This window comes from uncultured Desulfovibrio sp. (assembly GCF_944324525.1).
In the GTDB taxonomy this organism is placed as follows: Bacteria; Desulfobacterota; Desulfovibrionia; order Desulfovibrionales; family Desulfovibrionaceae; genus Desulfovibrio.
The window spans coordinates 1-11,871 of record NZ_CALUWS010000062.1 but is presented as its reverse complement, the minus strand read 5'-3'; the positions used below and the strand labels follow the sequence as shown (position 1 = coordinate 11,871).

Genomic DNA, 11,871 nt, shown 5'->3' with positions numbered 1-11,871 from the left:
GCAAGGACCGTGCCGGGAAATCCTGCTTGACTTGTTGGACTGCCTCAAAAAATCTGCGAAAAATTCTGGACACAACCGCCTCCCCGTCGCGCATGGAGCGTTTCACCTTTGAAGAAGGTGAAACGCAAGGCGGCGGCACAGCGCCGCCCGGCCCAAAGTGAGCGGAAAAACCGCGTTTTTTCCGCGAAACGCCAGGCCGCATGGTTTTGAGACGCAAAGCGTTTCAAACGGGAAATGCTCAAAAAAAAAAAGGGGGGGAAGCTCCCCCCCTTTCCAAAACAGGCGGCCTGCGGCCGCAATCGTCCTGACCGGCGCAAGAGGCCGGCCATCCGCCGGGCGCTAGTCGTTTTCCTTTTCGCCCATCCATCTTTCAAGCGCGTCGATGATCTTGCGGGCCTGATCGGCACTGGAAATGGTGAACTTGGACTGCATGCGGTACTCGCCGCCGACTTTCTTGTAACGGCGGATGGTGTACTTGTCCGGGCCGAAGTCGTCCACCTGCGGCCGCCATTCCTGATAGCGGAAGAGGATGGTCGTCCATGCCCCCTTGCTCAGGATCACCTTATCCAGCTCTTTGAGAACGGTCTTGCCGTCCTCTTCGTACTGAACGGTCAATTCATCAATGGATTCGTTCAATGTCATACTCCCCGTCAGGCGGCATCATCCGCACGCAGGTTGAGGATTCAAATCCCGGCGTAATTGGCCAGAACGCCCTTGACCGTCTCCGGCAATTCGGGGCGTTCAAGCTGCATCTCGGCCGGAGTGGGACCATAATCCTGACGCAGCTCCTTGGCCGAAGCCGTCATGGCCATGAAGTTCTCCGACATGGTCAGCTCCTGCCCGTTCCCGAGCTTGCGTCCCAAAAAACTCAGCACTACCTGATTGGCATCCATGACCGGTATGGACAGTTCAGGAATAGCCATAATCCCCTCCTTGTTTTTTCTCCTCTATAGCCTTTTCGTGAAACATCCGCAAGTAAGGGGACTTCCGGCCGCTCAACGCCGCTGGGCCTCCAGCAGCATGAGCGCGTAACGCTCCACCGGGGCAAAGTCATCCCGCAGGGGCGGTACGGCCGGATCGGGCGGCACCTCCATGCGGGCGGACAGCAGGGCGGCCAGTTCGGGAGAGGGGGCGGCCTCCGCCGCCTGCCAGTCCGGCGTCCGCGCTTCGGGAAAGGCCAGCAGCATGAGGTTCTGCAAGCTCTCCGGCCGGTAGGGATTGCCCACGCCAAACACATGCACTTCGGCAAAGGCCGTGCGCAAGGCTTTGTAGACGCTCTGGAAAAGGGGGGCATCCCTGCCCTGCGCCGCGCCGATGACGTTCATGATCAGCGCCCCGCCCGGCGCCACCGCGGCCCGCATGCGGGCCGCCGCCTCGCATGTGCCCATATGGAAGGGGACGGAATAGCAGGAATTGAAGACATCCACGAACACGAGGTCATACTGTTCGCGCTGCCGCTCCAGAAAAGCGCGGGCGTCGGCATGGACGATGCGCAGGCGCGGGTCGTCCGCGGGCAGGGCAAAGTACTCCCGGGCGACCTGGGTCATGGCCGGGTCCAGCTCCACCACCGTGCACCGCAGGCCGTCGGCCGCCAGTCCCGAACGGCCGGACAGCAGCCACTTGGGCACGGAATAACCGCCGCCCCCCAGCATGAGGACGCGGCGGGCCTGCGGCACGACCAGCGGGCCCAGAGCATAGTAGCGGGTATAGGGGGCGTAGAGCTCGGCCGGATCATCCCGGTACATGCCGGACTGATGGAAGCCGGGGTCCGTGGCCACCAGACGCACGGGACGCCTGCCGTCCTCGCCGTCCATGACGCGGATGCTGTTGTAAGGGCTCTCCACCAGATGCCACCCGGCATGCTGCGCCCGGCCGGTGCTCCAGAGCGCCAGCGCCGCCAGCACGAGGAGCAGCAACAAACGTTTTGCCGGACGCGTCCAGTCCGCCAGCAGGGAAAGCAGGCCCATGCCCAGCGCCACGCCCCAGAGGATGACGCTGCCCGGCCACCAGGAAATGAGGATGAAGCCGCCCAGGAACGTCCCGGCGATGCTGCCCACCGTGGACAGGGCATAGAGCCGCCCCACCGTCGCCCCGGCCGTTTCCAGCGAGGCCATGCGCAGGCGGATGATGTAGGGACTCACCATGCCGAGGCACAGGCCGGGCAGAGCGAAGATCCCCAGCGCGGCGGCCACGGCGGCCCATTGCAGGCTGCGGATATGCCGGCCGGCCGCCTCGCCCACGGTCTGATGGAAAAGGGCCGTCAGACCGCAGCTCAGGGCGCAGCAGGCCAGCAGCCAGGCCAGCGTCCGCCGGGAGAGCCGCCTGTCCGCCAGACGCCCGCCGAGGTAGCCCCCCGCCGCCAGACAGGCCAGCACCACGCCGATGAGGCTCGTCCAGACCACGGCCGACGTGCCCACATGAGGCGCGAGCACTCGGGCCCCCACCATTTCCAGCACCATCACCAGCGCGCCGGAGCAGAATATGATGACTTCAAGCATCCCTGCCCTCCTCTTCCCCATGACGGGCGCTCCCGCCGCCGGGCCCTCGCCGGGCGGCGAAGAAATCCCGCAGCACGCCGGCGCAGGCAGCCGAACAGACGCCGCCCATATGCCAGACGCGGTGATTGAGGAACGGCGCGTCCAGCAGTTCCGTACAGGAAGACACCGCTCCGGCCAGACGGTCCGCCGCCCCGTAGACCACGCCGGCCAGACGGGCGTGGGCCAGCGCGGCGGCGCACATGGCGCAGGGCTCCAGCGTCACCACCAGCACGCAGCCGCCCAGCCGGTAATTGCCCAGCGCGATCCCGGCCTGGCGCAGGGCCAGCACTTCGGCATGCGCCGTCGGGTCATGCCGCCGCAGGGGCGCATTGTGCGCCTCGGCCAGCAGCCGCCCGTCGGGCGCGGCCAGCACCGCCCCCACAGGCACCTCGCCGGCCGCCGCCGCCAGCTGCGCCTGACGCAGGGCCCGCTCCATGAGCGATTCCCACGTCCAGCCGGACGGCGGATCAGGCCGGGGCCCGAGGCAGGGCATGGGCCGCGGGTCGAAGCCGGCGGCCCATGCCGCCGCATGTCCTACAGGATGACGATCTTGCACAGATGGTCAACGACTTCTTCAGGCGTATCGCAGACGGTCAGCAGCCGGTCCACTTCCTCGGCCCTGATGTAACCGCCCTCGGTCATGGAACCGCGCAGCCAGTCCAGCAGGCCGCCCCAGTACTGCCCGTCGTAAAGGGTGATGGGGAAGGGCCGGATGCGCCCTGTCTGGGCCAGCACGAAGGCTTCGGAAAGCTCGTCGATGGTGCCCATGCCGCCGGGCATGACCACATAGGCCATGGCGTACTTCACGAACATGAGCTTGCGGATGAAGAAATAGTTGAAATTGCAGCGCGTCTTCACATAGGCGTTGCAGCCCTGCTCGTGCGGCAGCTCGATGTGCAGGCCGACGGACTCGCCGCCCGCCTCGCTGGCGCCCTTGTTGGCCGCTTCCATGATGCCGGGGCCGCCGCCGGTGATGATGCCGAAGCCCTTCTGCACCAGCAGGGACGCGATCCGTTCCGCATCCTTGTAGACCTGCGTATCCGGCGTGGCGCGGGCCGAGCCGAAGATGGAGATGCAGTTCATGGAAAGGTGGTTGAGCTTGTCCAGCGCTTCCACCATCTCGGCCATGATGCGGAAGGTCCGCCAGGATTCCGACGTGACGGAAGTCATGTCGTCCAGAATAGTCTGTCGCACTTCGGGCATGGTGTTCTCCTTTGACCGGCGGGTCAGCGCCGGGTTTGCGGACAGTATACGTGCCAAGCGCCCTTGCGTCAAAGCGGCAATTTTTGCCGAGCCTTGCGCTTGCGCCGGAAGCCGGGCATAGTAGAGAATGAGCTCATGCGGCGACAGCCGTCATGTCCATCCTTACCAAAGGAGTTCTTCATGAAGGTACAATTTCTGGGGGCGGCACAGACCGTCACCGGCTCCTGTTATGTCATCGAGGCCTGCGGCAAGCGCTTCTGCGTGGACTGCGGCATGCATCAGGGCAACAAGGCCATTGAGGAACGCAACCGGGATGCGTCGGTCTACCGTCCCGAAGCACTGGACTTCATCCTCGTGACGCATGCCCACATCGACCATTCGGGCCTGCTGCCGCTCATGGTCAAGGAGGGCTACGCCAAGCCCATCTACTGCACCCGCGCCACCGGCGAGCTGCTGGAGCTCATGCTGCAGGACAGCGCCCACATCCAGGAGATGGAAGCCCAGTGGGAAGCCAAGAAATTCAGCCGCCGCGGGCTCAGCAATCCGCCGGAGGCCCTCTACACCACCGAGGACGCCCTCAAGACCAACGAACTCCTGCACACCGTGGAGTATCACAGCGAATTCGAGCCCGCCCCGGGCATCAAGGTGACGTATTATGACGCCGGCCATATCCTCGGTTCCGGGACCCTGCGCATCGAGGCCCACGAGGACGGCAAGATCACGAGCCTCATCTTCTCCGGGGATATCGGCCGGCCGCAGGCGCTCATCGTACGCGACCCCGAGACCCCGCCCCAGGCCGATTACATCTTCATGGAATCGACCTACGGCGACCGCAACCACAAGAACGAAAGCACCAGCGACGCGGAACTGGCCGACGCCATCGCCTACAGTTACGGCAAGGGAGAGAAGGTCATCATCCCCGCCTTTGCCGTGGAGCGGACGCAGGAGATCCTCTACTGCCTGCATGTGCTCCGCAGTCAGGGCAAACTGCCCGACGACATGCCGGTCTTCGTGGACAGCCCGCTGGCCATCCGCGCCACCGAGGTCTTCAAGCGCAACCGCGATCTTTTTGACGAGGACGCCACCCGTCTGCTGAACAAGGGCGAGGACCCCTTCGAGCTGCCCAATCTGCGCTACACGCTCAATGTGGCGGAATCCCAGGCCATCAACGACTACAAGGGCCCGGCCGTGGTCATCTCCGCCAGCGGCATGTGCAATGCCGGACGCATCAAGCATCACCTCAAGCACAACATCTGGCGGCCCGGGGCGAGCATCGTTTTCGTGGGCTACCAGGCCGTGGGCACGCCGGGCCGCAAGATCGTGGACAAGGCCAAGACCATCACCCTCTTTGGCGAGGACATGGAAGTGGCGGCCCGCATCTACACCATCGGCGGCTTTTCCGCCCATGCCGGGCAGTCCCAGCTGCTGGACTGGCTCAAGCCGCTGGCGGCGCAGGGCAGCCAGGTGGTGCTGGTGCACGGCGAAGAGAAGGCGCAGGGCATCCTCGCCGGTCTCATCAAGGAACAGTTCGGCATCTCCCCCCTCATCCCCGCCTATCTGGAAGAAATGACGCTGGAAGGCGCCGAGGTGCGCCAGACCGTGCTGCACGAGGCCAAGGCCCATCCCCGCGTGGACTGGGACTTCCTCACCAGCGAGGTGGAACGCAAGTGGGGCATGTTCAAGGATCGTCTGGCCGACCTGGAGCAGCGCCCGTGGGTGGAACAGACCGACCTGCAGGATGCTCTGGAAAAGATGGACTACGCCCTCACGCGCCTTATCTCGCGCATGTAGGCGGACACACGACATACGCGGCCATGCGGCAGGCGGCACCGTTCCCCGGCGGAGCGGGCCGCCCCGCCGTCCGCCGCGGAGACCGGACGTTGCCCCTGACGCCCTCGCGCGGCGAACGGACGGCACGCAGCCGGAACGGGATGCATCACCATGCGAATCATTGCCGGAACACTGGGCGGACGCCGCCTGAAAACCGTGGAAGGCGAGGGCTACCGCCCGGCCATGGGCAAGACGCGCGAGGCGCTCTTCTCCATGCTGGAGGCGCGCGGCCTTGTCTGGGACGGCCTGCGGGTGCTGGATCTCTTTGCCGGCAGCGGCAGTCTGGCCTTCGAATGTCTGAGCCGCGGCGCGCAGGAAGCCCTGCTGGTGGAGCAGTCCGCCACGGCGGCCCGCTGTCTGGCCCGCAACATCGAGGAGCTCGGCCTCGGCGAGCGGGCCCGTCTGGTCAAGGAGGACGTGCGCAAGACCCTGCTGCGGCCGCCGCGTTTCCCCTTCGGCCTCGTCTTCCTGGACCCGCCCTATCACAAGAACCTGTGCAACATGGCGCTGACCGGTCTTACCGAACGCGGCTGGCTGGCGCCCGAAGCCTATGTCGTCGCCGAAGTGGAGCTGGATGCCGCCGTCAAGACGCCTGACGGACTGGACCTGCTGACGGAACGCCACTTCGGCCAGACCCGCATCCTCATCTGGACAAACGCATGAAAGTCGCCCTCTATCCCGGAACCTTCGATCCCCTGACCAACGGTCACATGGGGCTCATCCGCCGCGGTCTGGAAGTCTTCGATCAGATCATCGTCGCCGTGGCCGACAACACGCCCAAAAAACCGCTCTTCTCGCAGGAAGAACGTGTGGAGATGGCCCGCGAGGCCCTTGCCGACGAGGAAAGGGTCCTTGTGGAGCCGTTTTCCGGCCTCACGGTGGAATACGCCTCCCGGCGCGGGGCCTGCGCCATCCTGCGGGGCCTGCGGGCGGTCAGCGACTTTGAGTACGAGTTCCAGCTCGCGCTCATGAACCGCCGCCTGCAGCGGCATATCCAGACCGTCTTCCTCATGACGGATTATCAGTGGCTGTTTATCAGCTCCACCATCGTCAAGGCCGCCGCCAGCCACGGGGCGGACATCCAGGGCCTCGTGCCGGAGAATGTCCGTCTGCGTCTTGAAGAGAAGAGCGCCCGCGGCGAAGTGCGGCAGGGGACGCCCTGCCTGTCCGCGCCCTTTGGCGGCTTCCGCCTGCCGGACAAGGCATGAGCGCGCCCCTGCCCGTCATCTGCCTTGCCGGGCCCACGGGCTGCGGCAAGACGGCCGCCGCCATCGAGCTGGCCCACGCGCTGGACGCGGAGATCGTCAATGCCGACTCCCGGCAGGTCTACGCCGACTTCCCCTGCATCACCGCCCAGCCCTCGGCGGAGGAACGCGCGGCCTGTCCGCACCATCTGTACGGCTTCCTGCCCACCGAGGCCAGGATCAGCGCCGGACGCTGGGCCGAGATGGCGGCGGAGACCGTGCGCCGTCTGCGCGACGGCGGCAAGCGCGCCTTGCTGGTGGGCGGCACGGGGCTGTATTTCCAGACCCTGTTGCGCGGCATCGCGGACATTCCGCCCGTCGCGCCGGAGATCAGCGCCCGTTGGACGCAACGCCTTGCCGAAGAAGGCCCGGAACGTCTGCACGCCGAACTGGGCCGCCTTGATCCGGCCTACGCGGCCCGCATCCATCCCCATGACCGGCAGCGCATCGTGCGGGCCCTCGAGGTGCAGGACGCCACGGGCAAGCCCTTCAGCTGGTGGCATGAGCATGCCATGAGCGATCCCCTCTGCGCCGGCCCCCTGTTCTATCTGGCTCCCACGCTGGACTGGCTGGAGCCGCGCCTTGCCCGCCGCATCGACCAGATGCTGGCCGAGGGCGCGCTCGAAGAAGCCCGCGCCGCCCGCCGCCGCAACGACGACCCCGCCGCGCCGGGCTGGTCCGGCATCGGCTGCGCCGAAGTGCTGGCCCATCTGCGCGGCGAATTGTCGCTTGAGGACTGCCGCGCCCTCTGGCTGCGCCATACGCGCGCCTACGCCAAACGCCAGCTCACCTGGTTCCGCGGCCGGCCGGAGGCCGTCGCCGTGCCTCCCGGCGAGACGGCGAGCCTTCCGCGCCGCGTGCGGGACGCCCTGGCCTGAGGCTCCCCGGCGCAGTGGCGCATCTTGTCCTTTCTCTTGCCTTGACGCCCTCGCGGCCAGCGCGTACCCTAGTCATGCGTCATGCTGTAAGACGCCTGACGCCAGCGGCCCCAGGCAGAGCATCCGCCCGTCCTTTGCCCCCGGTCGCCCCGGTCAAACGGCTTTTTCCGCCGGCCCGGCGGCTCCGGGCGCATCCCCTATCGCAGGTCGTCGTCGAGCATGCAGACACGCGGCACGGCCACAAGGAAACGCTTATGAGGCACACTCTTTTCCCCCTGACAGGCCTGCTGCTCCTGCTGAGCCTTGCCTGTCTCCTGCCTGCCGGAGCGCAGGCGGCCGCCGTCGACGAACTGGAAGCGACGGACAGCGGCGCACCCACGGCCATCATGATGCTCCCCGGCGGCGACAAGAAGGCCGCAGGCAGCATGAAGCCCGTGGTCTTCAACCATCTGATCCATGAACGCAAGATCGAGGACTGCACCGTCTGTCACCATACGGGCGACCCGCAGAAATGCAGCGACTGCCACACCCTCAAGGGCTCGGAGGAAGGCAAGTACATCACGCTCGAGCGCGCCATGCACGCCACCAACATCGCGCCCCGCACCGACGGGCCCACGCCGCAGAGCTGCGTGAGCTGTCATGAGCAGCAGCTCAAGCGGCGGGAATGCGCGGGCTGTCACAGCATCGCCAAGCCGGCCCGCGATGACCGCTGGTGCGGCGTCTGCCACAGCGTGACGTCCTCCATGAGCGCGCAGCAGCTGCAGCAGGCGGCCTCCGGCACCCTGCCGGACGACGAGCGGGACGAACTGGCCGCCCGCACCGTCCTGGAAAAGCGGTACGCCACCCCGCTGCGTCCGGAACTGCTGCCCAGCCGTATCCGCCTCGACAGCCTGTCCGACAAGTTCGGCCCCAATTACTTCAACCACCGGCGGCATGTGGCCTCGCTCATGCGCCGCATCCAGGACGACAAGCTGGCCGCCGCCTTCCACAAGGACCCGGCCTCCCTCTGCACGGCCTGTCACCACAACAGTCCGGCTTCGGCCACCCCGCCGTCCTGCGCCAGCTGCCACGCCGCGCGCATCGATCCGGCCAATCCCGGCACCCCCACCCTCAAGGCGGCCTATCACCTGCAGTGCATGGGCTGTCATGACGGCATGAAGGTCGCCCGGCCGCTCAAGACATCCTGCGCCAGCTGCCACAAGCCGCGTACCGAAGAAGGGCAATAGGAGGACGTACGCATGAACCGCAGAAAATTCCTTGCCCTGCTGGGTACGGCCGGCGTCGGCGGCGCTCTGGCGACGCCGGGCATGGCCGCGGCCAAGGCCCATGTCTTTCCGGGCTATGAAGACAGCTACGGCGTGCTGCACGACGTGACGCGCTGCATCGGCTGCCGCCAGTGCGAAGAGGCCTGCAATGCCGTCAACTCGCTGCCGCAGCCCAAGACGGCCTTCGACGATCTGGACGTGCTGGGCGTGCGTCGGCGCACCTCGGCCTATGAGTGGACGGTCGTCAATCAGTACACCATCGACGACAAGCCCTATTTCCGCAAATTGCAGTGCTTCCACTGCAACGAGCCTGCCTGCGCCTCGGCCTGCTTCGCCAAGTGCTTCACCAAGAATCCCGACGGCAGCGTCACCTATAACGGCGATCAGTGCGTGGGCTGTCGTTACTGCATGATCGCCTGTCCCTTCTACATCCCGGGCTTCCAGTACGACGAGCCCTTCGACCCGCTGGTGCAGAAGTGCACCTTCTGCAAGCCCCGGCTCGACAAGGGCCAGCTGCCCGGCTGTGTGGAAGCCTGTCCCATGGACGCCCTGACCTTCGGCCGCCGCAGCGATCTCATCCGCCTTGCGCGCCGCCGCATCGAGGAGAATCCCGGCCGCTACACGGACTATATCTACGGCGAATGGGATGCCGGGGGCACGGCCTGGATGGTGCTGGCTCCCGCCTCGAAGGAAACGGCCGGCAAATCCGACGTGGGGGCTGCCGGGGCCACGGACGTCATGCACGCCATCGGTCTGGACACCCACCTCGGCACCCAGCCCATGGGCGAGCTGACCTACGGCGCGCTGGGCACGGTGCCGCTCATCGTCGCCTTCTGGCCCATCCTCTTCGGCGGCCTGTACGGCATCAGCAAGAGCCGCGAAGCCCGCAACGAGATGCGCAACAAGATCATGCGCGCCGCCGTGCGGCAGGATATGGCCGCCGCCATGGATGACGCCGTACGCCGCATCGAACAGCAGCAGGGCCCCGAGGCCGCCGAAGTGGCCCGCCAGGCCCTTGAGGATGCCGTGGAAGAACGCCGCCAGGCCGCGCTGGACGCCAGCCGCTTTGCCCGCAAGGAGGATCACTAATGGCCGAACATTACGATATCCCCATGCCCACGCGGGATCAGATGCTCAATCTGACCCCGTTCTTCCGGCTGACTCCGGGGAACATCATCACCTACATCATCCTTGCCGTGGGGCTGGTGGTGACGGTCATGCGCTTCACCCTGGGCATCGGCGCGGTCTCCAACCTTGACGACAACTACCCGTGGGGCATCTGGATCGGCTTCGACCTGCTCTGCGGCGTGGCGCTGGCCGCCGGGGGCTACTTCACCACGGTCGCCTGCTATGTGCTGGGCCTCAAACGCTTCCATTCGGCCGTGCGTCCGGCCGTCACCACGGCCTTCCTGGGCTACTTCTTCGTGGTGGTGGCCCTGCATTACGACCTCGGCCATCCGCTGCGCCTGCCCTATGCCTTCTTCTATCCCGGCACGACCTCCGTGCTCTTTGAAGTGGGCCTGTGCGTGGCAACCTATGTGACGGTGCTCTTCTGCGAGTTCTCCGTCATGCCCATCGAATGGCTGGCCCACCGCTTCCCGGTGCTGCGTATCTTCCACAAGCTCATCACCAAGACCGTCATCCTGTTGACCATCTTCGGGGTGACTCTCTCCACCTTGCACCAGTCCTCGCTGGGCTCGCTCTTCCTCATCGCGCCCGGCAAGCTGCATCCGCTCTGGTATTCGCCCTTCATGCCCATGTTCTTCTTCGTCAGCTCCATGGCTGCCGGGGCGTCCATGGTCATCTTTGAAGGCATGCTGACCCACAAGGGCCTGCAATTCTACATGGACACCAACCATGCCAAGGATTCCAAGCTCGTCACCCTGAGCTTCAGCCGGGCCGCATCCTTCATTCTCATGGGCTATTTCATGCTCAAGCTCATCGACATGATCGTCCAGAACAACTTCGCCTACCTCTTCTCGGGGTACGGCGTGCTCTGGCTGGTGGAGATGTTCGGCTTCGTGCTGCTGCCCGCCCTCATCTACGCCAAGGGCGCTCGCGACGGCAACGAACACATCTGCCAGATCGGCTCCATCATCACGGTGCTGGGCATCATCTTCAACCGCTTCAACGTGAGCATCATCGCCTTCAACTGGCATCTGCCCGCGGCGGAGCGCTACTTCCCGAGCTGGCACGAGATCACGGTTTCCATTTTCATCGTCACCCTGATCATCACGGTCTACCGCTTCATCGTCTATCACATGCCGGTACTGTACGAACATCCGAACTTCCGGCATCACGGCTAGGGGGCTCTATGGAATTCCAGACCTTCTATCAATACTTCCTGCAGACCAAGGAATGGGCCTACCTGCTCATGTTCGTGACCCTGCCCTTGTATGTCCTGTTCTGGAACTTCGTCCTCTACCGCCCCGGCGACGGCGAACGGCGGCGGAGAAAGAAATAGCATCCATCAAGGGGGGCGCGGCCGTCCGCGCCCTCCTCTGCCGGGAGAACACGCCATGTGCCTTGCCATTCCGGCCCAGATAGTGGAACTGCAGGAAGCCGGCATGGCCCGCGTGCGGGTCGGCTCCAGCGAGACCTATCTCACGGCCTCCATGATGCTGCTGCCCGAGGAACCACGGGTAGGCGACTACGTCATCGTCCATGCGGGCTTTGCCCTGCATTCCCTGACGCCCGAAGAGGCGCAGGAAAACCTTCGCGCCCTGCGCGAACTGGTGGAAGCCGACGAGGGCCGCCCAGCCCCGTTCTAGCGGCTGCCGACCATGTTATGATCTACTTTTGGGGGGAAGGAGAACCCCTCGCTCTGCTGTCGATGTCCGTAAGGCTCCTGCGTCGCCTAACGGACACGGCCCTCCGGGCCGCCTTTCGGTCGCGCTCTGCTGTCGATGTCCGT

The 11,871-nt window shown here is 65.5% G+C and carries 14 protein-coding genes; 9 read left to right on the top strand and 5 right to left on the bottom strand.

Features of this window, described 5'->3' with window-relative positions; genetic code table 11:
* Positions 1 to 339: 339 nt before the first annotated feature.
* The 5 genes from Q0K12_RS11460 to Q0K12_RS11440 form a co-directional block, all read right to left on the bottom strand.
* Entirely contained in the window at positions 340 to 636 is a 297-nt protein-coding gene (locus Q0K12_RS11460; RefSeq protein WP_297263083.1) for a hypothetical protein, read from the bottom strand.
* A 47-nt stretch (positions 637 to 683) separates the two neighbouring features.
* The gene (locus tag Q0K12_RS11455; RefSeq protein ID WP_297226971.1) at positions 684 to 923 is read right to left on the bottom strand and encodes a hypothetical protein; all 240 of its coding nucleotides are present in this window, start codon (positions 921 to 923) and stop codon (positions 684 to 686) included.
* A 72-nt stretch (positions 924 to 995) separates the two neighbouring features.
* The gene (locus Q0K12_RS11450) at positions 996 to 2,498 is read right to left on the bottom strand and encodes a fused MFS/spermidine synthase (protein ID WP_297263081.1); all 1,503 of its coding nucleotides are present in this window, start codon (positions 2,496 to 2,498) and stop codon (positions 996 to 998) included.
* Positions 2,491 to 3,093, bottom strand: coding sequence for a tRNA adenosine(34) deaminase TadA (tadA, locus tag Q0K12_RS11445; RefSeq protein WP_297263078.1), 603 nt, complete (start codon positions 3,091 to 3,093; stop codon positions 2,491 to 2,493). The genes Q0K12_RS11450 and tadA overlap by 8 nt, the downstream gene beginning before the upstream one ends.
* Complete coding sequence (locus Q0K12_RS11440) at positions 3,072 to 3,740, bottom strand: TIGR00730 family Rossman fold protein (RefSeq protein ID WP_297263076.1); 669 nt, start codon at positions 3,738 to 3,740, stop codon at positions 3,072 to 3,074. Before Q0K12_RS11440 ends, tadA begins: the two co-directional genes overlap by 22 nt.
* A gap of 180 nt (positions 3,741 to 3,920) precedes the next feature.
* On the opposite strand from Q0K12_RS11440, the gene Q0K12_RS11435 reads away from it, so the two are divergent.
* The 9 genes from Q0K12_RS11435 to Q0K12_RS11395 all read left to right on the top strand — a co-directional run bounded on the left by Q0K12_RS11435 (position 3,921) and on the right by Q0K12_RS11395 (position 11,728).
* Complete coding sequence (locus tag Q0K12_RS11435; RefSeq protein WP_297263075.1) at positions 3,921 to 5,531, top strand: MBL fold metallo-hydrolase; 1,611 nt, start codon at positions 3,921 to 3,923, stop codon at positions 5,529 to 5,531.
* A 150-nt stretch (positions 5,532 to 5,681) separates the two neighbouring features.
* Complete coding sequence (gene rsmD / locus Q0K12_RS11430) at positions 5,682 to 6,233, top strand: 16S rRNA (guanine(966)-N(2))-methyltransferase RsmD (protein WP_297263073.1); 552 nt, start codon at positions 5,682 to 5,684, stop codon at positions 6,231 to 6,233.
* Positions 6,230 to 6,778 carry a pantetheine-phosphate adenylyltransferase gene (gene coaD / locus Q0K12_RS11425; RefSeq protein ID WP_297263071.1) on the top strand — a complete coding sequence of 183 codons (549 nt, stop codon included), beginning with the start codon at positions 6,230 to 6,232 and terminating at the stop codon, positions 6,776 to 6,778. Before rsmD ends, coaD begins: the two co-directional genes overlap by 4 nt.
* Entirely contained in the window at positions 6,775 to 7,692 is a 918-nt protein-coding gene (miaA, locus tag Q0K12_RS11420; RefSeq protein WP_297263069.1) for a tRNA (adenosine(37)-N6)-dimethylallyltransferase MiaA, read from the top strand. The genes coaD and miaA overlap by 4 nt, the downstream gene beginning before the upstream one ends.
* Positions 7,693 to 7,946: 254 nt before the next feature.
* Positions 7,947 to 8,918 (top strand): cytochrome c3 family protein, encoded by a 972-nt coding sequence (locus tag Q0K12_RS11415; protein WP_297263067.1) that lies wholly within the window; start codon positions 7,947 to 7,949, stop codon positions 8,916 to 8,918.
* 12 nt (positions 8,919 to 8,930) lie between these two features.
* Complete coding sequence (gene hmcB, locus Q0K12_RS11410; protein WP_297263065.1) at positions 8,931 to 10,046, top strand: sulfate respiration complex iron-sulfur protein HmcB; 1,116 nt, start codon at positions 8,931 to 8,933, stop codon at positions 10,044 to 10,046.
* Positions 10,047 to 10,087: 41 nt separating this feature from the next.
* Positions 10,088 to 11,263 carry a sulfate respiration complex protein HmcC gene (gene hmcC / locus Q0K12_RS11405; RefSeq protein WP_297263085.1) on the top strand — a complete coding sequence of 392 codons (1,176 nt, stop codon included), beginning with the start codon at positions 10,088 to 10,090 and terminating at the stop codon, positions 11,261 to 11,263.
* A gap of 8 nt (positions 11,264 to 11,271) precedes the next feature.
* Positions 11,272 to 11,421 (top strand): hypothetical protein, encoded by a 150-nt coding sequence (locus Q0K12_RS11400; protein ID WP_297263063.1) that lies wholly within the window; start codon positions 11,272 to 11,274, stop codon positions 11,419 to 11,421.
* A 55-nt stretch (positions 11,422 to 11,476) separates the two neighbouring features.
* Entirely contained in the window at positions 11,477 to 11,728 is a 252-nt protein-coding gene (locus Q0K12_RS11395) for a HypC/HybG/HupF family hydrogenase formation chaperone (RefSeq protein WP_297263061.1), read from the top strand.
* The last annotated feature ends 143 nt before the right edge of the window (positions 11,729 to 11,871 follow it).